Origin of the sequence: Nocardia sp. alder85J (assembly GCF_020176955.2) — a bacterium.
GTDB lineage: Bacteria > Actinomycetota > Actinomycetes > Mycobacteriales > Mycobacteriaceae > Nocardia.
In genome coordinates, this window is record NZ_JAIUCZ020000017.1 from 74542 (window position 1) to 96277 (window position 21736).

General features: G+C 69.2%; 16 protein-coding genes. 5 read left to right on the plus strand and 11 right to left on the minus strand.

Features of this window, described 5'->3' with window-relative positions:
- Positions 1–71 precede the first annotated feature (71 nt).
- Positions 72–854 carry a DsbA family protein gene (locus tag LBW94_RS41540; protein ID WP_225056790.1) on the plus strand — a complete coding sequence of 261 codons (783 nt, stop codon included), beginning with the start codon at positions 72–74 and terminating at the stop codon, positions 852–854.
- Positions 855–857: 3 nt separating this feature from the next.
- Positions 858–1433: a vitamin K epoxide reductase family protein gene (locus tag LBW94_RS41545; RefSeq protein ID WP_225056788.1), complete on the plus strand. Its 576-nt coding sequence runs from the start codon at positions 858–860 to the stop codon at positions 1431–1433.
- 7 nt (positions 1434–1440) lie between these two features.
- On the opposite strand, the gene LBW94_RS41550 is transcribed toward LBW94_RS41545, so the two are convergent.
- The 3 genes from LBW94_RS41550 to LBW94_RS41560 all read right to left on the minus strand — a co-directional run bounded on the left by LBW94_RS41550 (position 1441) and on the right by LBW94_RS41560 (position 4916).
- Positions 1441–2568, minus strand: coding sequence for a S1C family serine protease (locus tag LBW94_RS41550; protein WP_225056787.1), 1128 nt, complete (start codon positions 2566–2568; stop codon positions 1441–1443).
- A gap of 133 nt (positions 2569–2701) precedes the next feature.
- The gene (locus tag LBW94_RS41555) at positions 2702–4108 is read right to left on the minus strand and encodes a DUF1254 domain-containing protein (protein ID WP_225056785.1); all 1407 of its coding nucleotides are present in this window, start codon (positions 4106–4108) and stop codon (positions 2702–2704) included.
- A 76-nt stretch (positions 4109–4184) separates the two neighbouring features.
- The gene (locus LBW94_RS41560; RefSeq protein WP_225056783.1) at positions 4185–4916 is read right to left on the minus strand and encodes a ZIP family metal transporter; all 732 of its coding nucleotides are present in this window, start codon (positions 4914–4916) and stop codon (positions 4185–4187) included.
- Between the two features lie 157 nt (positions 4917–5073).
- On the opposite strand from LBW94_RS41560, the gene LBW94_RS41565 reads away from it, so the two are divergent.
- Entirely contained in the window at positions 5074–6126 is a 1053-nt protein-coding gene (locus tag LBW94_RS41565) for an NAD(P)-dependent alcohol dehydrogenase (RefSeq protein WP_225056782.1), read from the plus strand.
- A 41-nt stretch (positions 6127–6167) separates the two neighbouring features.
- On the opposite strand, the gene LBW94_RS41570 is transcribed toward LBW94_RS41565, so the two are convergent.
- The 4 genes from LBW94_RS41570 to aceA all read right to left on the minus strand — a co-directional run bounded on the left by LBW94_RS41570 (position 6168) and on the right by aceA (position 12836).
- Positions 6168–7355 (minus strand): glutamine synthetase family protein, encoded by a 1188-nt coding sequence (locus LBW94_RS41570; RefSeq protein WP_266273388.1) that lies wholly within the window; start codon positions 7353–7355, stop codon positions 6168–6170.
- 717 nt (positions 7356–8072) lie between these two features.
- Positions 8073–10388 (minus strand): 5-methyltetrahydropteroyltriglutamate--homocysteine S-methyltransferase, encoded by a 2316-nt coding sequence (metE, locus tag LBW94_RS41575; protein ID WP_225056778.1) that lies wholly within the window; start codon positions 10386–10388, stop codon positions 8073–8075.
- 149 nt (positions 10389–10537) lie between these two features.
- On the minus strand, positions 10538–11398 hold the full coding sequence (locus tag LBW94_RS41580; protein ID WP_225056776.1) for a 3-hydroxybutyryl-CoA dehydrogenase: 861 nt from the start codon (positions 11396–11398) through the stop codon (positions 10538–10540).
- Positions 11399–11549: 151 nt separating this feature from the next.
- The gene (gene aceA / locus LBW94_RS41585; protein ID WP_225056775.1) at positions 11550–12836 is read right to left on the minus strand and encodes an isocitrate lyase; all 1287 of its coding nucleotides are present in this window, start codon (positions 12834–12836) and stop codon (positions 11550–11552) included.
- Between the two features lie 557 nt (positions 12837–13393).
- Between aceA and LBW94_RS41590 the strand changes: the two genes are divergently transcribed.
- Complete coding sequence (locus LBW94_RS41590) at positions 13394–14536, plus strand: lipase family protein (RefSeq protein WP_225056774.1); 1143 nt, start codon at positions 13394–13396, stop codon at positions 14534–14536.
- 59 nt (positions 14537–14595) lie between these two features.
- Here the strand turns inward: LBW94_RS41590 and LBW94_RS41595 are convergent, their stop codons facing one another.
- Positions 14596–17508 carry a molybdopterin-dependent oxidoreductase gene (locus tag LBW94_RS41595; RefSeq protein ID WP_225056773.1) on the minus strand — a complete coding sequence of 971 codons (2913 nt, stop codon included), beginning with the start codon at positions 17506–17508 and terminating at the stop codon, positions 14596–14598.
- A complete protein-coding gene (locus tag LBW94_RS41600) occupies positions 17505–18662 on the minus strand; it encodes an FAD binding domain-containing protein (protein WP_416277060.1) in 1158 nt (385 codons plus the stop codon). Before LBW94_RS41600 ends, LBW94_RS41595 begins: the two co-directional genes overlap by 4 nt.
- A 243-nt stretch (positions 18663–18905) precedes the next feature.
- Between LBW94_RS41600 and LBW94_RS41610 the strand changes: the two genes are divergently transcribed.
- Positions 18906–19382, plus strand: coding sequence for a DUF1772 domain-containing protein (locus LBW94_RS41610; RefSeq protein WP_225056772.1), 477 nt, complete (start codon positions 18906–18908; stop codon positions 19380–19382).
- 77 nt (positions 19383–19459) lie between these two features.
- Here the strand turns inward: LBW94_RS41610 and mtnK are convergent, their stop codons facing one another.
- Positions 19460–20647 carry an S-methyl-5-thioribose kinase gene (mtnK, locus tag LBW94_RS41615; protein WP_225056771.1) on the minus strand — a complete coding sequence of 396 codons (1188 nt, stop codon included), beginning with the start codon at positions 20645–20647 and terminating at the stop codon, positions 19460–19462.
- Positions 20644–21675 carry an ABC transporter permease gene (locus LBW94_RS41620; protein WP_225056770.1) on the minus strand — a complete coding sequence of 344 codons (1032 nt, stop codon included), beginning with the start codon at positions 21673–21675 and terminating at the stop codon, positions 20644–20646. The genes mtnK and LBW94_RS41620 overlap by 4 nt, the downstream gene beginning before the upstream one ends.
- Positions 21676–21736: the final 61 nt, after the last annotated feature.

Genomic DNA, 21736 nt, shown 5'->3' on the forward strand with positions numbered 1-21736 from the left:
GCCAACCGATCCCGAGCCCGTAGGATCGGGCCGGGCGCTACCCAGTGGTCCGTTGAGCACAGGAAGGCGTGGTGAACGCAACGGTGAGCAATAATCCGCGCGGGAAGAACTCGCTGGCGGCAGTGCGGGGTACCAACCGCTCGCGCACCATCGCCATCCAGGTGGCGGTCGCGGTCGTGCTGATCGCGCTCATCGCCGGCATCGGCATCAGCATCGCCATGCACAAGTCGAAGAGCAACGACGCCGGCCCGACTCCCGCGGTCACCGCCCCGCAATCCGCCGGCGGCCTCACCGGCTCGATCACCGACAACGGTTCCATCCACATCGGCAAACCGGGCGCCAAGGTCACCGTGCGCGTGGTCGCCGACCTCCAGTGCCCGGCCTGCAAGGCGTTCGAGGCGGCCAACGGCCAGGTGATCGAGGACGAGGTGAACAACGGCACCGCGGCGGTCGAGTACAACATCATCGCTTTCCTGGACAAGATGTCCTCGGGCACCCGCTACTCGTCGCGGGCGGCGAGCACCGCCTACTGCGTGGCCGACGCCGACCCGGCCAAATTCCTGCCGTGGCTGATCACGATGTATCAGAAGCAGCCGCCGGAGAACGGCACCGGCCTCACCGACGACACCCTGGTCCAGATCGCGAAGGACGCGGGCTACACCGATCCGGCCACCGCGCAGTGCATCACCGACCACAAGTACGACAGCTACGTGCAGAAAATCACCAAGGACGTCCTGAACAGCGGCATCCAGGCCACGCCGACGGTCTTCGTCAACGACAAGCAGATCGGCACCTCGGCCGAACTGATGCAGACCGGTGGCCTGCGCGCCACCATCGAATCGGCGGCCCAGTAACCGATGGCAGGCACGATCGCCGCACCCACCCGGTCCGCCTGGATTCTGCTGATCGGTTCGCTGCTGGGCTGGATCGCGGCGGTCACGCTGACGATCGAGCGGTTCAAACTGTTCATGAACCCCGACTACAAGCCGTCGTGCAGCATCAATCCGATCCTGTCCTGCGGTTCGGTGATGGCCACCCACCAGGCCGCGGTGTTCGGCTTCCCGAACCCGTTGATCGGCGTGGTGGGCTTCTCGGTGGCGGTCACCCTGGCCGTGCTCGCGGTGTCCGGGATGGGCTTCCCGTCCTGGTTCTGGGGCGGCTTCTGGCTGGGCCTGGCGCTCGGCGTGGGGTTCATCTGCTGGCTGATCTTCCAGAGCCTCTACCGCATCGGCGCGTTGTGCCCGTACTGCATGGTGGTCTGGGTGGTGACCCCGGCGATGTTCGCGGTGGTCACCGATCAACTCTGGGGTGACGCGCGCGGGCCGCTGCGGATAATCGCCGAATGGCGGTGGACCGTGGTGGCCGTGTTCTACGCGGTGGTGCTGCTGCTGGTGTTCCTGCGCTTCCAGGACTACTGGACCTCGCTGTTCTGAGCCGTGCTCAGTTCGGTGGTCCCGAGGCCAGCACGACGACGACCGTACGCCGCGAGCCGTCCGGTTCGGTGAGGTCCACGTGCACGGCGTCGGCCGGGCGGTGGGTGTTCAACGCGGCCCGCAGCGACTGCGCCGAACCCACCGCGCGGCCGTCGATGCCCGTGATCACCTCGCCCTCGGCCACCCCGGCCGCGAACGCGGGCTGCCCGTACAGGCTGACGTCGACGCGGGCGCCGGACGGCCCGTCCGAGGTCACCACGCCCAGTGTCGCGGTGGGGCCGACATGGATCGCGTCGGTGGGGACGCCCGTGCGGATCTGCCGGATCACCCCCATCGCCGTATCGATCGGCACCGCGTACCCGCTGGCCTGCCCGGACGCGCGGGACAGCTCGCCGGACGCCGCGGTCACCACGCCGACGACGGCGCCGTAGCGGTCGACCAGCGCGCCGCCGGACTGCCCGGCCATCACCGGCGCCGACACCTCGATCAGCCCGGTCAGCGCTTTGCGGGACATGTCGGCGGCATTGCGGGCCACGATCGCGGCATCCAGTGCGGTGACCGGGCCGAAGAATGCGGTCGGGGTCCCGGTGCCGCCGGCATTGCCGATCGCGACCAGGTCGTCACCCAGGCGCAGCACCCCCGAACTGCCGATCCGGGCCACCGGCAGCCCGTGCGCGCCGGTCAGCGACAGCAGCGCGATATCGGCGTCGGAGTCGTAGCCGACCACGGTCGCCGGGAAGGCGGCGCCGGTACCGAGATCGCCGACGGTGATGGTGTCGGCGCCCTTGACCACATGATGGCTGGTCAGCACCTGTCCGTCGGCGGTCAGCACGATGCCGGTACCGGCCGCGGCGACCCCGCTGGGCCGCAGCAGCACATCGATGTTCACCAGCTCCGGCTCGACGGAGTGGGCGACGGCATCGGCGTCCATCGGCGGCATCGGCGGCCCGTACAGCGCCGCGGACGCGCCGCGGGACTGTCCCACCCAGCTCGGCAGCTCGTCGCGATAGCCGAGGAAGGCCGCCAGCGCCAGGACCACGACCAGCAGCACGACGGAGGTACGAGCGAACCTGCTCCTGCCCACTCGAGCCGACTCACCGGTGAACCGTCGCTCGTCGTACCGTGGCTGGTACATGGCCACTCCCGCGGGTCTGCGCCGGTCGGGCTCGGCGAATGGATGTACCTTCCAACGTGCCCCGAGTCCGGCCGTTCGCGCAATACCTGTTTACTGCTGTGTTACACCGTGTCTGCGGTGTTACCGACGGCGGTCAGTTCACCGGCGTCAGCGCGGGCGGTTGCCAGGTCCCGTCCAGCGCTGTGGATTTCGGCGCGTACAGCCGCATGCTCAGCGAGAAGGCGCCCGTCGCCGGGATCGGCAGCCAGTGCCCGGACGGCACGCCGGGGCCCGGATCCTCGTGCTGGACCGAGACCGTCACCCGGCCGTCCGAACCGGGCACGACCGGGATCAGATGACCGATCGAGTAGATCCCGGCCGGGTTGTCCACCAGATAGCTGTCGGACCCGTACGCGGTGATCGACCAGAACGCGTCGACCGGCGGCAGTTGACCGGCGTCGAAGCGGATGCGGTAGCGGCGGGGCGCGCCGTTGGCGTCGGCGACACCGAATGTGCTGGGGTAGATGGCATCCTCGGCCAGATTCGCGCCGAGCGCGACCTTGGCCGTGGCGGCCCGCAGAGCGTAGTCGGTGCCGTAGCTGCCGATGTTGGTGGTGAAGTTCCAGCCGTTCTCGTTCCGCGCGGCGGGATCGTGGTACTCCTGCAACCGTTTCTGCGCCGCGGCGACGCCCTGGTTCAGCGCGTCGACCGGCTGCCCCGCCACGCTGCCGCCCGGCCGGACGCCGATGGCGGCGAACCGCTTCATCTCCGTATCATCCGCTGTCGCAGTAGGATTCGCGGCGAGTACGGCGCACATCCGAGTGAAGAAGGCGGGACCGTCCAACTCCGCCACCAGTTTCGGCGGCGGCGTGCCGGTCGCCATGGTGGCGCCGGTGACCGCGACCGCCCGGCCGGCGGTCCAGGCGCTCAACGGCGCCAGCGTGATCCGGTCCTGGAGGACGTGCACGGCGTCGAGATCGTCCGGGCCGTTCACCTGGGTGCGGCCGATCAGCCACGCCGTCGCGGTCGGCATGTCCAGGCGGGTCACGGTGTCCGGCAGCGCACCCGACCAGCCCGGTCCGATGATCGCATAGGCGAACGACGATTGTCCTTGCCGCAGTTGCGGTTTCAGGCTACTCGGATGATGCGCGGTATTGGTCCAGGCGTCCAGCAGTTGCATCAGCCAGTACCGGTCCGGGCCCATGTCGGGCACCTCCAGCACCATCGGCTCCGCGCGCAGATCCAGCCACGCGCTGGTGTACAACGTGTCCAGATTCATCCGCACCACCGCGTGATCGGCGGCCGTCGGCAGGGCGCGGGCGTGGTACAAGGCGTTCGCGGTGCCGCTGTGCTCACGCGTGACATCCATCAGCACCAGCGGATAACCGAAGATGTAGGCGTCGGTGGCGACCGCGACCGGGTCACCGGCGGCGCCGGTCACGCTGTTGCCGGTCATGGTCGGCGCGGCCTTCCGATCACCGGTGCCACAGCCCGCGAGTCCCGCGCTCGCCGCCAGCGCCGCGCCGAACAACGAGCGCCGCGACAACCCACCGTGCTGCATGCCTGCTCCCTTCCGGATTCCGCCCCACCCCGGGGCCGCCACCGTACAGCTAACCGGACGGCGGCGGCACCGACCGTCATCGACTCAGCTCGGCGACCAGCAACATCGCCAGTACGCCCGCGATCGTGCACACCAGCGGACCGTGGGAGGGTTTGCCCGCGTGCGCCTCCGGCAAAATATCGGCAGTGGCCAGATACAGCAGGAATCCGGCGAAGTAGCCCAGATAGAGACCGACCACCTCGGCGGGCACCCGCAGCAGCGTGCCCGCCACCGCGCCGGCCACCGGCGCGAGCGCGTCCAGGCCGAGCATGAGCAGGCCGCGGCGGCGCGCGTTGCCGTAGAGCGTGGTGACGGTGAAAGTGTTGAACCCGTCGGCGAAATCGTGGCAGATCACCGCGATCGACACCGCCGCGCCGACGGCCGCCCCGGCCTGGAAGCCGAATCCGATGCTCAGGCCGTCGAGCAGACTGTGCACGACCAGCCCGCCACCGGCGAGCATCCCCACCGACTCGAAACCGTGCTTGTGCGCACCGTATTCGGGTTCGTAACCGGTGTGCAGGGCGACAGTCTGCTCGATGACGTGCACGGTCAGGAAGCCCAGCACCGCGGTGAGCAGCGCGACCGGCACGTGCAGCAGCGTCCGGCCGGTGGCGTCCAGCGCCTCGGGCAGCAGGTCGAAGAACACCACTCCGAGCATCACACCCGCCGCCGTGCCCAGGACCAGCCGTTTGCTCTCGCCGATGTGGATCGCCACGACGCCACCGACGAGCGTCGTGCACATCGACAGCACGGCCAGCAGAATCGCCACCGACCCAGCATGTGCGATCGGCCCGGCCCGCGGTCCGGGCCCCGAGCGCAGGATGCCGAACCGATATGCCGGGAAGTTGCACCCGGACCGGCGGAACACCTGTGTGCGGCCCCGGTGCCACTTGCGCCCGAATTCATGCGGCGGTAGGCATGGTGCCATGAGTACAGCTGCCGCCTACGCCGTCACCTCCCCCGACGGCCGCTTCGAGAAGACGACGATCCAGCGGCGGGATCTGCTCCCGCACGACGTGCTCATCGACGTCCGGTACGCCGGTATCTGTCACTCCGACATCCACACCGCGCGCAACGAATGGCACGGCACCCGCTACCCCTGCGTGCCCGGTCACGAGATCGCGGGCATCGTCGCCGCGGTCGGGTCCGCGGTCACCCGATTCCAGGTGGGCGATCGGGTCGGCGTCGGGGTGATGGTCGACTCGTGCGGCCGCTGCGAATTCTGCCTGGCCGGTGAGGAGCAGTTCTGCGCCAACGGCAACACCATGACCTACAACGGCACCGTCCCCGAGGAGTTGCAGGCCGGCGGCTACACCCTCGGCGGCTACTCGTCGCAGGTGGTGGTCACCGAACACTTCGTCGTCTCGATCCCCGACAGCCTCGGCCTGGACGTGGCCGCCCCGCTGCTGTGTGCCGGCATCACGCTGTATTCGCCGCTGCGGCACTGGAATGCCGGGCCCGGCAAACAGGTCGCGGTGGTCGGCATGGGCGGCCTCGGCCACGTCGGCGTCAAGATCGCGGCGGCGATGGGCGCCGAGGTCACGGTGCTCAGCCAGTCGCTGAGCAAACAGGAGGACGGCCTGCGCTTCGGCGCACAGCACTACTACGCCACCAGCGACCGGAAGACCTTCCGGGAGTTGCGCAACCGCTTCGACCTCATCGTCAACACCGTCTCCGCCGACCTGCCGATCAACAACTACATGCGCCTGCTGAAGACCGACGGCACCCTGGTGATCCTCGGTCTGCCCGACGGCGACCTGTCGGTGGCCCCGTTCACCCTCACCAACTATCGCCGCTCCCTGTCCGGCTCCACCATCGGCAGCATCGCCGAAACCCAGGAGATGCTGAACTTCTGCGCCGAACACAACATCGGCGCCGAGATCGAGACCATCTCCGCCGACCGCATCGACGAAGCATACGAGCGCGTCGTAGCCAGCGACGTCCGTTACCGCTTCGTCATAGACGCTGGCAGCTTCTAGGCTGTATCTCGGCCTCCGCTCGGCACGTTCGAGGTCGCCCCTCAATACCGCCAGCGGGTGCGGGCGATGACCTCGTCGGGAGTACACCCGGCGAGGGCGGCGATCTCGCCACGCCGGACCGTCGCCACCGTGTCGACGAGGCTGTCGCCGAAGGCCTTGCCCAGTACGGGATCCGCCTCGAAAATGGTGATGGCGTCGGCCAGAGTGGCAGGCAGAGCATGGATCCCGGCAGCAGCGCGCTGCTCCGGGGTGAGCGCCCCGGGGTCGACGTCGACCGGGGCGGGCAACCGCACCGAGTCCGCCAACCCCGCCGCACCGGCGGCCAGCAGCCCGGCCAGCAGCAGATACGGATTCGCGGTGGCATCGAAGCACTTCACCTCGATATTCGCCGCCCGCTCCCGCTCTCCCGCACACCCGCTCACGTACCGCAACGCCGCCTCCCGATTCTCCCGCCCCCAGCACGCGAACACCCCGGCCCACTGCGACGGCAGCAACCGCAGATAGCTTGCGACGGAAGCACATCCGACCGCCATCAGGGCAGGCAGACGAGCCAGTATCCCCCCAGCGAAATGCTCACCGTCGCCGGTCGGCCCGCAGGGCCCGTCACCCCCGGACATCACATTGACCCCGTCCCGCCACAGACTCAGATGCACATGCCCACCGTTGCCGACCGCCTCGGGAACCACCTTGGGCGCGAACGAGACTCGCATATCGTGCGCCACACCGACCGCCCGCACGGTCTCCCGGACCAACACCAGCGTATCCGCCGCCCCCACCGGATCGGCCGCGGCGAAAGACACTTCGAACTGCCCCGCGGAATACTCCGGATGCACCTGATCGACGGCCACCCCACTGTCCCCCAACGCGACCATCACATCCCGCAGATAATCCGCCAGCCCCGACACCCGAGCCATCCCGTACGCCGGCGCCGTGGTCACCGGCACGAACCGATCGTCACCGGTCTGCCACCCCACCATCCACTCCACCTCGAACCCGGCCCGCACCGACCACCCCCCACCCGCCAGTTCATCCACCACCCGCCGCAACAACAAGCGCGAATCCCGCGGATGCACCCCACCCTCCTGGTCGTACCGATCCCCGGGCGCCCACGCCCACCCCGGCATCGCCGCCGACACCACCACCCGATCCGGATCCGGATGCAACCGCAGATCCCCCACCGGCCCCCCGGCATACCGCCCCGCCACAATACTGTCGTCCGACAGAAACACGTCGAACACCGGCGAAGCCCCGACCCCCCACGCCGCCACGTGCGAAAACCGCTGTACCGGAACAGTCTTCACCCGGACAATCCCAGCGGTATCCACCCATGTCACCGCCACCCCCACCACCCCCCGCTCCAGCAACTCCCCCACGATCCCCTCTGCCCGCCGCCTCCTCCGCTCCCGCTCCTCCCCCGTCAACACCCGCACCACGCCACCCAACCCACCGCCTCCGCATCACCATCGACCACCGGACACCCAACATTCGTCACCACACCCCGAAAGGCGCGGTCGCGATCGGAGCGCCGGTTGTCGGATACCCCGGCGGCCAGATCGCACCCTGCCGTGGAGCTACGACCCGGTAACCCAGGGCCGAGTCTCCCGAATCGAGAAGGGCGAGGTCTCCGGCTACGAGATCCTCGCCCGGTACGCGACGGCGCTCGGAGGCCTTCTCCACCGAGCCATCTACGTCGACGACGGAAACATCACCGCGATCGCTGGACTCCATCGAGACATGAACGGCACCAAGCGAATTCAGCCCACCGCGACACAGGCACACGCGGAAACGCAAGGGCGGCCGCGGATATTTCCACAGTCGCCTCGTCGTGTCCGTCCCGGTATTCCGACCGCATCGCGATCCTGGGCAGTATCCGCTGACCGCCGGAGCGATTGAGGCGGGTGCGGATACTTCCGCACCCGCCTCGTTCGTCTCCCCGGCCCGACGATTCAGGCCGGCGCGTGGTCCGCTTGTTCGGCGCGCCTCCGAACTCGGCGGGCCGCCGCGACCAGGTTGCGCAGGGAGGGTTCCAGTTGCCAGTAGTGGCGGGTTTTCAGGCCGCCGTCGGGGTTGGCCCACAGGCGGTGGGGGGTGACGGCCGCGGCGGCGGCGGTCAGGAGTTCGTCGAGTTCGTCGATGTCGGGGATGCGGGCCGAGCGGCTCTCGTAGATGCCGGGGCCCACGCCGTGGGACAGGCCGTGGCCGCCGGCGGCGTCCTCGTTGAGGGCGTTCAGCACCCATTCGATGGAGCGGGTGGCGACGATGGCGGTGACGTCGGCGTCGAGTTCCTCGATCGCCTGGACGATTTCGGCGCGGCCGGAATAGGCGATGTGCGTGTGGATCTGGGTGTCGGCGCGGACGCCGGAGGTGGCGAGGCGGAAGGCGTTCACCGCCCAGCGCAGGTATTCGTGGCGGCCGCTGCGGCGCAGGGGCAGCAGTTCCCGGATCGACGGTTCGTCGACCTGGATGATCGCCACCCCGGCCCGTTCCAGATCGGCCAGTTCGTCGCGGAGGGCCAGGGCCACCTGGTCGGCCGTCTCGTGCAGCGGCTGGTCCTGTCGCACGAACGAGCGGGCCACCATCGTGACCGGGCCGGTGACGATGCCCTTCACCGGTTTGCCGGTGAGCGACTGCGCGTAGGTGATCCACTCCACGGTCATCGGCCGCGGCCGGGCCACGTCCCCGTACAGGATCGGCGGGCGCACGCAGCGCGAGCCGTACACCTGCACCCAGCCGAAGTGGGTGGTGGCGAAGCCGTCCAGCAGTTCCGCGAAGTACTGCACCATGTCGTTGCGCTCGTGCTCGCCGTGCACCAGCACATCCAGGCCGATGTCCTCCTGCAACCGGATGGTCGACTCGATCTCGGCCTCGATCCGCTTGCGGTACTCCGCCATCGACAACCGGCCCTCGCCGAGTTCGTAGCGGGCCTGCCGGATCGTATCGGTCTGCGGGAACGAGCCCAGCGTGGTGGCGGGCACCAGCGGCAGATCCAGTCGTGCCCGTTGCGCGGCGGCGCGCCGCAGGTACGGTTCCCGCTCGCGCATCTGTGGCGTCACGGCGTAGACCCGTTGCCGCACAGCGTGTTTCTGCTTGAAGTGCACCTCGCGCGGGCGCTGCCGCCAACTCGGCGACGGCCCTTCGGTCAGCGCCTTGGCCAGCGAAACGACTTCCAGCACTTTCTGTTTCGCGAAGGCGAGCCGATCCGCCACATGCCCTTCGATGTCGTACTCGACGAGCAGGTCATAAGGCACGTGCAACAACGTGGACCCGGTCGACACCACCAGATCCGGGCACACCTGCGACAACTGGTGCAGGTACTGCAAGGTCACGTAGCGATCAGCGCGCCACACATTGGTGCCGCTGATCACGCCCGCGTACAAGCGCTTTCGCCGAATTCCCGGAATCGCCGCCAGCTCCTCGGGCCGGATCCGGTGCGCGGCCAGGTCGAGCCCGATGGCCTCCACCGCCGTCCCCGCCAGAATCCGCACCGCCTCCCCGAAATCACCGTACTGCCCGGTGACGAGCATCCGCGGCCGCAGCGGCGCCGTCGAAAGCCGTTGGTACGCAACCTCGAACGCCGCCAACTCGGCAGCCGTCCGATCACTGGTGAAACACGGCTCGTCCAGTTGCACACAGGTCGCCCCGCGCTTGGCGAGGAGCTCGAACAACTCCTCGTACACCGGCAACAACCGATCCAGCAGTGTCAGCCGATCGAATTCGGTCTCGCCGGGCACCTGCCCCGCCTTGGACAGCAACAACAACGACATCGGCCCCAGCGCCACCGGCCGCAACTCGATCCCGGCCGCCATCGCCCGATCGAACTCGTCGAGCACCGCCTCCGGATGCAACGAGAACGCGGTATCGGCATCCAGTTCCGGCTGCCGGTAGTGATAACTGGTGTCGAACAACCGAACCAGCTCCAGCGGCGGCAGATCCGGCCGCCCCCGCGCCATCAGGAAGTAGAAGTCCAGCGGATCCAATTCGTCACGGTACGGTTCGAACCGCTGCGGCACCGCCCCGAACAACAACGCATTGTCCAGCACATGGTCATAGAACGAGAACGTATTCCCCGGCACCTGAGTCAGCCCGGCAGCGTGGAGCTCGGCGAACTGCGCCTCCTGAATCTCCCGCCCGACCGCCAGCAACTTCGCCCGCGACAGCTCACCGTGCCAGTAAGCCTCGAGCGCACGTTTGAGCTCCCGATGCGGCCCGATCCTCGGATACCCGAGAATGCTCGACCCGAAGCCGTTTGCCACATTGACCATGAGCGGACTCCTCTCAGAGCTGCGGTCCCGGGTCACCTGTTGCGCAGCTGGTCGCCGGTGAGCTGATCCGGCGAATTGGTAAACCTGTTGTGCCGAGGTGGATCACAGTCGCAACCACCTCCGTTCGCGGCCGAGCGAAGCGAGGCACATCAATACTGATAGAAGCCCGCGCCGGCTTTCTTGCCGAGCAGACCGGCCTCGACCATCCGCATCAGCAACGGCGGCGCCGAGTACAGCGGCTCCTTGAACTCGGCATACATCGAATCGGCAATGGACTTCACCGTATCCAGCCCCACCAGATCGGTCAGCGCCAACGGCCCCATCGGATGCGCGCACCCGAGCACCATCGCCTTGTCGACATCCTCCTTGGTGGCGAATCCCGATTCCACCATCCGGATGGCCGACAGCAGATACGGCACCAGCAGCGCGTTCACCACGAATCCGGACCGATCCGCCGACCGCACCACCTGCTTACCGAGCACGGTGCCCGCGAACGCCTCCGCCCGCCGCAACACCGCCTCACTGGTCTTCAACGTGGTGACCAGCTCCACCAACGGCAGCACCGGCACCGGATTGAAGAAGTGCATCCCGACGACCCGCTCCGGATTGGCCGTCGCCACCGCGATCTTCATGATCGGGATCGAGGAGGTGTTGGAGGCGAGCACCGCGTCCGGATCGGTGACCACCTTGTCGAGTTCGGCGAAGATCGAGGTCTTCACCTCCTCGTTCTCCACGACCGCCTCGACCACGAGCTGCCGGTCGGCGAAGTCACCGAGGTCGGAGGTGAAGCGCAGCCGCCAGGCGGTCTGCTCCCGCTCCCGTTCGGTGAGCTTGCCGCTGGACACCCCGCGATCCAGCGACCGCAGGATGCGGGACCGGCCGGCGGCGGCCAGTTCCCGGGTGGGTTCGAACACGAGCACATCCACGTGCGCCCGCGCGCAGACCTCCGCGATGCCGGCGCCCATCTGCCCGGCGCCGACGACGCCGACGCGCTGAATCTTCTCGCTCATGTCCCGCTCCTGCTGGTGATTCGGCGGTGGTGGTTTCAGGTACTGGTGGCAAGGGCCGGGATCCAGGTGTGCAGCTGGATCCCGGCCCGAGCCGGCCGCCCGCGAGGGGCGACGGCGGTCATCCCGGATGCGAAACGGGACAGCCGCATTCTCAGTGGAACTGGCCTTCTTCGGTCGAGCCCTTCAGCGCCGCGGTCGAGGTGTTCGGGTCGACCGTGGTGGCGATGGTGTCGAAGTACCCGGCGCCGACCTCACGCTGGTGCTTGGTGGCGGTGTAGCCCCGCTCCTCGGCGGCGAACTCGCGCTCCTGCAACTCGACGTAGGCGGACATGCCCTCGCGGGCGTAGCCGTAGGCCAGGTCGAACATGCTGTAGTTCAGCGCGTGGAAGCCGGCCAGGGTGATGAACTGGAACTTGAAGCCCATGGCGCCCAGCTCACGCTGGAACTTCGCGATGGTGGCGTCGTCCAGGTGCTGCTTCCAGTTGAACGACGGCGAGCAGTTGTAGGACAGCAGCTGGTCGGGGAACTCGCTCTTGACCGACTCGGCGAACTTGCGGGCCAGCTCCAGGTCCGGGGTGCCGGTCTCCATCCAGATCAGGTCGGAGTACGGCGCGTAGGCCTTGGCGCGGGCGATGCAGGGCTCGATGCCGTTGCGCAGGTGGTAGAAGCCCTCCGCGGTGCGCTCACCGGTGATGAATTCCTGGTCGCGCTCGTCGACGTCGGAGGTGATCAGGGTGGCGGCCTCGGCGTCGGTGCGCGCGATCACCACGGTGGGGGTGCCGGCCACGTCGGCGGCCAGGCGGGCGGAGGTCAGGGTGCGGATGTGCTGCGAGGTCGGGATCAGCACCTTGCCACCGAGGTGGCCGCACTTCTTCTCCGAGGCCAGCTGATCCTCCCAGTGGGTGCCGGCGGCGCCCGCGGCGATCATGGCCTTCTGGAGTTCGTAGACGTTCAGGGCGCCACCGAAACCGGCCTCACCGTCGGCCACGATCGGGACCAGCCAGTTGTCGACCGAGGTGTCACCCTCGACGCGGGCGATCTCGTCGGCGCGCAGCAGCGCGTTGTTGATCCGGCGGACCACGGCCGGCACCGAGTTGGCCGGGTACAGCGACTGATCCGGGTAGGTGTGGCCGGAGAGGTTGGCGTCACCGGCGACCTGCCAGCCGGAGAGGTAGATGGCCTTCAGGCCGGCGCGCACCTGCTGCACGGCCATGTTGCCGGTGAGGGCGCCGAGCGCGTTGATGTAGTCCTCGGAGTTGACCTGCTCCCACAGGATCTCGGCGCCACGGCGAGCCAGCGTGTGCTCCTCGACGACCGAACCCTGGAGCTTCACGACCTGCTCGGGCGTGTAGTTGCGGGTGATGCCCTTCCACCGCGGGTTGGTGTCCCAATCCTGCTGGATTTCCGCAGCGGTCTTGGGGGTGCCGACGTTCGACATCTTGACTCCTACTTCTCGTCGTGCCCCATGTCCGAACCTCGCGACCGTCGACTGCGCGGTTGCTGGGCGGTCGGCGCGGCGGCGCTGCCCGGTGTCCGAACTCTGCTGGAGCGGCAATTTGCAGGCTTGCTAGGCCCTTCTGTTGTACTTCAACACGATGGCACAGGAAAAAATGGCCGTCCACCTGTTGCAAGTGCGAATGCGAGCTAGCTTTGACGACCCCTTTGCCAATCCTGTTAAATTTGCGGATTGCTTGCTCGCCTCAAATCTACTCGCTGGTAGCGCTGACGTGCGGTTTTGCGTAACGGTCGTACTGTTTTCGTGACCGTCGGCACTGTCCGATTTCCGCTCGCGAAGATCGGCATTGTGAGGACGTTCACAGCCGATTATGTCCATTCGGACTGTGCGCCAAGCCACGGTTGCACTCCTTCAAACTGTGCGCAGAGCACAATTCTAACCCTGGCCGCGAGCCACCCCGGCGGCACGGCGACCGATTGGTCCGCTTTTCCCGCACGACGCGTGATACTGAGCTGGACAACCGTGCAAGAAGGAGAACGATGCGGAACCTGTCGACCGCCGCGACGGCCCTCGCGGCCGCGGCGCTGCTGGCCACCGGACTGTCCACGCTGTCGCCGACGGCGGCCGCCGATCCGGGGACCGTGACCGAGGTGCTGCCGCTGCCGGCCGCGGCGACGCTGCCCGGCTCGGCCGACGCCCACCGCATCCTCTACCGGACCACGACCGCGGCTGACGCGCCGACCGTGGCGAGCGCGGCGGTCTACTTCCCGCCGGGCGCGCCCCCGGCCGGCGGCTGGCCGGTGATCGCCTGGGCGCACGGGACCATCGGCCTCGGCGACGAGTGCGCGTACAGCATCGCCGGACCGGCCGCGACCGATCGCGACTGGGCCTACCTGGGCGCCTGGCTGAAGCAGGGCTACGCGATCGTCGCCGCGGACTACGCCGGGCTCGGCACCGGCGGCGACCATCCCTACCTCAACGGCCGGGTGGAGGCCCACAACGTGGTCGACGCGGTGAAGGCGGCCACCGGCGAATGGGACACGCTGTCGCACCGCTGGGTGGTGGTCGGCCAGTCCCAGGGCGCCGGCGCGGCCGTGACCACCGCGCGCTACGCCACCGCATACGGCGGACCGGGTCTCGACTACCGGGGCGCGGTCGCCACCGGGACCCCGGCCTACATCGAGGACGTCGTGACCCTGCTCGGCCCCGGCATGCCGCCGGTCGCGGTCGGGCCGGGCACCACCGCCTACCTGCTGTACATCCTCAACGGCCTGCGCACCACCTACCCGAACCTGAACATCGACTCCTACCTCACGGATACCGGCCGCTACTGGGTCGATCACGCGCACGGCTCGTGCCTGCTGCCGCTGGAGGCGGAACTGCACGACCGCAAGGTGATCGGCGGCGACCTGTTCAGCCGCCCGCTGTCCGAACTCCCCGACGCCCACACCCTGCTGCACGACTACCTGGGCCTGCCGGAGACCGGCTACGACCGGCCGCTGTTCCTCGGCCAGGGCCTCCAGGACACCGATGTGCTCACCCCCGAGACGCTGCGCTTCATCGCGGTGCTGACCGCCAACGGCCAGCCGGTGACGGCCCGGACCTACCCCACCGATCACAGCGGGACCGTCAACGCCTCGCTGGTCGACTCGGAGCCGTTCGTGCGCGACCTGTTCCGGTGAGCCACTTCCGATCGGCCGCGGTCGCGCGGCAGCGACCCGTTCCGGCGAGCCGCCGCCGGTCAGTCGCGGTCGCGCAGTAGCGCCCAGATCCGGTCGGCGGTCATCGGCAGTTCGTACGGCCGCACCCCGACGGCGTCGCGGACGGCATTGGCCAGCGCGGGGGCGACCGGGTTGTACGGGGATTCGCTCATCGACTTCGCGCCGAGCGGGCCGAGCGCGTCCACGGTGCCGGCGAAGTACACCTCGGTGATCGGCAGATCGGCCAGCTGCGGAATGTGGTAGTGGCGCAGGGTTCTCGTGGTGACGATGCCCTGTTCCACCCGCATGTCCTCGTACAGCGCGCTGCCGACGGCCTGGGCCGCGCCGCCTTCGACCTGGCCACGGCACTGCCGCCGGTCGAGCACCGTACCGGCGTCGGCGGCCTGGACCGATTGCAGGATCCGGACCGCGCCGGTGTCGACGTGCACCGCCACCCGGACGGCGTGCACGTTGAACGACACCGAGCGCGGGGTGCCGTCGTGTTCGGCGGTGGCGCGCAGCGGCCCGGCGGCCAGCAGTTCGCGCGCGGTGAGCAGGCGCTCCCCGCAGCGCACCCCCTCGGCCTCCAGGGTGCCGTCGCGGCGGCTGAGCGCGGCGGCGCGCGCCAGGATCTGCCGCTCCAGCCGCTGGCAGGCGGTGTGAACGGCCTTGCCCGCCACCACGATTCCGGTGGAGCCGAAGGCGCCGGTGTCGTACTCGGTGACATCGGTGTCGGCGTGCCGCAGCCGGATCCGGCTCACGTCGGTGCCCAGCGCGGCGGCCGCCAGCCGGGCGTGCACGGTGGTGGTCCCGTTTCCGAATTCGGCTGTGCCGACCCGGATCTCGTAATCACCGTCGCACAGCAGCACGGCCTCGGCGGTGGCGCGGTGGCCGCGCGGCGGGATGGTGGCGATCATGGCGGCGGCCATCCCCTCACCGACCCGCCAGCGGCCGCCGGCCGGTGGCCGCACCCCGTTGCCCCGGCGCAGCGCCGCTTCGGCCAGATCCAGGCACTGGTCCAATCCGTAACTGCCGAAACCGATGTCGTCGGCGTGCCCGCAGTCGCCGCCGACCAGCGCATCGCCCGGGACGACCACATTGCGGCGGCGGAAGTCGAACGGGTCGATGTCCAGCCGCCGGGCCAGCTCGTCCAGCGCCGATTCCAGCGCGAAACCGACCTGCCCCAGGCCGTAACCGCGGAACGCGCCCGAGGGCAGGTTGTTGGTGTAGACGGCGCGGCCGTCGATCCGCTTGTGCGGGCACCGATACAGCGCGACCGATTCGCTGACCGAATGGAAAAGCACTCCGGCACTGTGGTTTCCGTAGGCGCCGGCATCGGAGAGGACGTCGACGGCCAGCGCGGTCAGCCGGCCCCCGGCATCGGCGCCCACGGTCACCGCCACCCGCATCGGATGCCGGCAGGGCGCGGCGGTGAACTGCTCGGAACGGGTGAACTCGTACTGCACCGGATGTCCGGTGCGCAGCACCGCCAGCGCCACCAGATCCTCGGTGAGCATCTCCTGTTTGGCCCCGAATCCGCCGCCGACGCGGGCCGCGAACACCCGGATCCGGTTGCGGGGCAGGTCGAATATCCGGCACAGCTCGTCGCGCACCAGGAACGGCACCTGGGTGCTGGTGCGGATCACCAGCCGACCGGCGTCGTCGATCCAGCCGATACTGCCGTGCGTCTCCAGGTGCACGTGCTGCACCCGCGGGGTCTGCCACACCCCGGTCACCACCGCGGCGGCCTCGGCCAGCCCGGCATCGAGATCACCGGCGTGACCGTGCACCTCGGCCACCAGATTGCGCCGGGTGTCGGCGATGCGGGCCGCGGACGTCTTGTCGCCGTGCAGTTTCGGCGCCTCCGGGCGCAGCGCCGCCTCCGGGTCGAAGACCGCGGGCAGCCGCTCGTACTCCACCCGGATCGCCCGGCAGGCCGCGCGTGCGGTGGCCGGTGAATCGGCGACCACCGCTGCCACCCGCTGACCGGCGAACCGGACCACGCGATCGAGTATCACGGTGTCGTCCGGATCGTCGGCGCGCAGTTCGTGCCGCGCGGTCGAGAAGGCGAAGGCGGGACTGTCGTCGGCGGTGAGCACCAGGTGCACACCCGGGATCGCCGTGGCGGCCGTGGCATCGATCGAGAGGATCAGGGCGTGCGGGTGCGGGCTCGTCAGCACCGCCAGGTGCAGAACCGCCGATGGCGGGGCGTCTTGGTTGTACACCGACGGCCCCTCGACGTGGTTCACCGACGGGTCCTCACCGTGGTTCTCCGGCGAGCCCCCACCGTGACTGCCCGGCGAGCCCTCACCGTAACTCCCCGGCAGGCCGTCACAGTGGGTCACCGGCGGACGGTCACCGTTGTACGCCGACGGGCCCCCACCGTGGTTCACCGACGACGAGGCATCACGAGGACTCGGTGGCGCGAACAGGGGTGCCGCTGCGGTATCGAAGGTGAACGGCTCGGCCCCGGCGACGATCCGCAGCGCCTGCGGGGTGGGCGGTGGCGCCGGCTCCTCGGCGGCGACGTCGAGCACCGCGGCCGCGATGGGACGATATCCGGTGCAGCGGCACAGATTTCCCTTCAATCGGTCCGGCAGCTCGGCCGCGGTGACACCCTCCCGAACCAGCTCGCTCGCGGTGACCACCATGCCCGCGGTGCAGAATCCGCACTGGAACGCCCCCGCCGCGGCGAACCGCTGCTGCACCGGATGCGGATCCTCGGCGGTGCCGAGCCCGGCGGCGGTGGTGACGCTGCGCCCCTCGGCACGATAGGCCGGATACAGGCAGGAATGCACGGCCGCACCGTCGACCAGTACCGTGCAGGCGCCGCAGTCCCCGGCGTCGCACCCCTTCTTGACCGCGAACCGCCCCTGCTCCCGCAGCAGTGTGCGCAGGCACTGCCCCGGCCGCGGGCGGACTTCGATCGCCGTGCCGTCCACCTCGAATTTCACGGCAGCTCCCCCCGCAGTTCCGCCAGCACCTCACCGGCGAGCACCGTACTGACGTGCCGGCGCCAGGCCGGGGTACCGTGCGGATCGTCGAACCAGAGGCCGCGATCCAGGTCCAGAATGGTTGCCACCAGTTCGCCATCGGCAGGGACAGCGCCGAATTCGAGCACCACCGGCCGGACCGTCGCCGCACTGAGCGTGATCACACAGCGTCCGTCGGCGTCACGACGGCCCATCACCACCGCACCGGAACGACCCAGCGGCGCCAGCGCGATCTTACGAAAAGCCGTGCGGGAGCATAGTTTCGCCGCCTCGATCCGGATCGAGCGCAACACCTCACCGGGCAGCAGCACGGTCGTCCCCGGCCCGGTGACGAAGTGTGCCAACGGAATCGAGCGATCGCCACCATCCGGCTGCCACACCACAGCCGTCCCGTCCAGCGCCACCAGCGCGGCCAGCACGGCGCCGGCGGGCAGCCCGAGGCAGACGTTCCCACCCACCGTCGCGGCGCGGCGGATCTTGTACGAGGCCAGCAGCGCCCGGCAGGCCTGCGGAAACAGCGCGGCAGCAGTCCATGCCGCGGGCATCGGCGTACCGGTCCGCGTTCCATCCGTCTCGGACGACCCCGCGGAACGTACCGCCCCGGCCGGAACACCGGAATGCGCTCCGGCCCCGGCGAATGTAGCGGCAGGATCGCCGTGCTCCGAGAATCCGGCGGAATTCGGCTCTGCCTCAATCGAATTACCGAATCTTGCCGCCATCGAGGCTGCCGGGGCAGGCGGCGACGGCACCGGCTTCGGCGTGCCGTTGCGGGATTCCGCAGGTGTCGCGGTGCCGTTGGACGACGTCGCAGACCTCGCCGCGGCGGGTTCCGGGAATTCGACGGCCGGCGGACCGGCCACGGCGGTGGCGGGCTCCGGCCCCGCGGCCGCGTCCAGTTCGGCGAGGGTGCAGGTGGCCGCGATCTCCAGGCCGGCGGCGGTGACGGTGAGGGCGGGCCAGCCCAGGGTGGTGATGTCCACCAGGCGTTCGAGCCGGTCCTGCGGCTCCGAGAACAGCCAGGTGCCGCCGGCCAGAATCGCCGAATTCGGGCTCAGCACATCGAGATCGGCCCGCTCGCGGGCCACCACCACCTCGCGGATCGTGTCCAGATCCATGCGATCACCCGCTTCCGCCCGAGCCACGACAGATTCGGTCACCGGCCCGTCCGACCGAGCCGGTTCCGCCTCCACCTTAGAAGCCAATGGTTGCGCCGAGGTTGCGGAACATCCCGGCACGTTGCGACGGCGTTACCCGGGAGCAGCGAAAATCTAGCAGCGCTAGACAAGCCGGCCGACCGTAGCCTACAGTCGCTACATCAACTAGCACTGCTAGATATTCGAGCACCGAAGGAGCCCGACATGCTCACCACCCTCGGCCAGATCGCCGCCGCCGTAGCAGTTCTCGCCAATGCCGTCGTCTACGGCACCGACGCCTGCGCGGCCCTGATCATGCGGTCGTCCTACCGCAAACTCGACGATGCGACCCTGACCACGGTGGCCGGTTGGGGCCATTACTACGGCGATCGCCGCATGCCGGTCTTCGGGATCAGCGGTGTCGTCACCACCGTGCTCACCCTCGTCCTGGCGGTGAGCGCCGGGCAGATCGGCGCGGCCGTCGGCGCGGGCATCGCGCTGGCCGCCCTGCTGGCCTGGCTCGGCTTCTACGCCCGGGTGGCCGCGCCGGTGAACACCGCTCAGAAGGCAGCGGCCCGCACCGGCGTCACCCCCGCGAACGCCCGTGCGCTGCAAGACAAGTGGGACAGCATCCTCGGCTTCCGGGTCGGCCTGCAAGCCGTCGCGCTGGCCGGCCTCCTCACCGCCCTCGCCCTGCTCTGAACTCCGAAACAGCATGCGCCGCAGTCGAGCCCACGTGACACCGCCGGTATCGAGCACATCGGCCCGACCGGCCGCCGTTACACCCGGCTCGCGGCGATCGTGGTGCGGGCCAGCTCGTCGATCAGGCCGCGAACATCCGCGGGGGTGGACAGGTCGTGGCGGTGCAGCACCAGTTCGCGGCCGGCCAGCAGGGCGTGCCGGGCGGCCGTCGCGTCGGGCAGCGTGTCGAGGTCGGTGAGATGCGCGTAGCCGATGATCCGGCGGATCAGCTCCGCACCGGCGAAGCCGAGCGAGTCCGCCCAGACCCGGCGCAGGAACCGATCCCGATAGGCGTCGTCGAAGAAGGTGTCGGCCCGCTGCGGCCACAACCGGCGGAATTCCACGTCGAAGGCGTCCCAGCTGCGGGCCAGCTGCTCGCCGTGGTCGCCGGCCGTGCCGAGCACCCGGGCCCGGGATTCGGCGGCCACCAGATTTCCCCAGTACGACCCGAGGTCGAAGCCGATCGGGCCGACGTAGGAGAACTCCGGATCGAACACCCGGACCACCTCGGCGCCGGCCCGGCTGCCGACCATGATGCTGCCGGTGTGCAGGTCGCCGTGCAGCAGCGCCTGCGCCCCGGACATGAACAGGTGGCGCAGGTCGGCGATCTCGGTGCGCAGCGCCGCGTCGGCGCGGTAGGCGGCGGCCAGATCGGACAGGTCCGGATGCCAGTGGTTGTGTTCGTGCTCCAGATAGGGTTCGGAGAGGACCACGTCCTCGGTGATCTTGCACAGTTCCGGATTCACCGACTCCGCCAGCAGCGCTTTACGTTCCGCCGACGCCATGCCGAAATCGCTGGTGGCGAAGGACAATCGGGCCACGAACACGCCGATGGCGGTGGAGACGCCACCGTAGCCGCCGCCGGAGTCGAGCACCGTCCGCAGCACCCGCAGATCCGACATGTCCTCCATGACCAGGACGTAGTCGACGGGGTCGTAACCGTGGACCACCGGGATGATCTCCGGCGCCACGGCCGCCACCGCGCGATAGGCGCGGGCCTCGGCATCGGCGCGCGACGGGCTCAGCGGCCAGGACGGCCCGGCGACCCGCACCCAGGGCAGCGCCTGCTTCACCGCGAGGCTCCAGCCGGCGCCGCTGGCGATGAACACCCGGTTCAGATTGCCGTCGGACACCTCGTGCACCACGACCGCGCCGGCTCCGTCCCAGTGCCCGCGCTCGGCCAGATAGCCGGGGATGTCGGCGGTTTCGAGAATACGGTGGCTCATGAGCGTCTTCCTCGCGACAGGGTGAAACTGAACACCAGCGCGATGATCAGCACCGCGCCCTCGACGACATCCTGGGTGTAGTAGGGCAATCCGGCGATGGTCAGCCCCGAGGAGATGATGCCGATCAGCACCGCACCCAGCGCGGTACCCCAGGCGTTCGGCTTGCCGCGGCCCAGTACCGAGGTGCCGACCAGCGCGACCGCCACCGCCTCCAGCAGCTGCGAGGTACCCGCGGACACATCGCCCTGCCCGATCCGCGCGGCCAGGATCAGCCCGCCGACCGAGGCCAGCACCCCGGACAGCACATAGGCCAGTGACCGGTACACACCCACCCGGATACCGGCCAGCCGGGCCGCCTTCGGATTGGCGCCGATCGCGTACAGCACGCGCCCCCACCGGGTCCGGGCCAGGAAGATCCAGGCCGCCACGGTCAGCACCAGGAAGATCAGCACCGAAATCGGGATTCCGGCGACACTGCCCCGATCGATCTTCAGGAATCCGGCGGTGAACTTGCCGGGCGCCGTCCGCCCGCCGGACAGCGTCATCCCCGGGGAGATCGACTGCCCGTCCACCACGATGAGTTTCAGGCCCTGGATGACGAACATGGTGCCGAGGGTGGCCAGCATGTCCGGCACCTTCAGCACCACGATCAGCAGCGCGTTACCCAGCCCGGCCAGCACCCCCGCGGCCAGCACCACCAGGATCGCGACCGCGCCGACCTGGTTGTAGACCACCATCATCTTCGCCGCCACCGACACCGCGAGCCCGGCGACCGCGCCGACCGACATGTCGATGCCGCCGACGGCCAGCGTCACCGTGACGCCGAGACCGAGCAGGGCGGCGACCGACACGTAGCGCAGGATGTCCAGCAGCGTGGCCGAATTGCGGAAGGCCGGTTCGCTGGCGCTGAAATAGGCGAACAGCGCCAGCGTCACCACGATGAAGCCGTACTTGATGACCAGGTCGCGCATCCGGCCCGGCGCCGGTGCGGCGGTGGTCGGGGGTGCGGTGGTCTCGGTGGCGGTCATCGTGGCGCTTTCGGGTGGATTACGGTTGGTTGCACGGATCCTGCTGTACAGCAGCACTTCT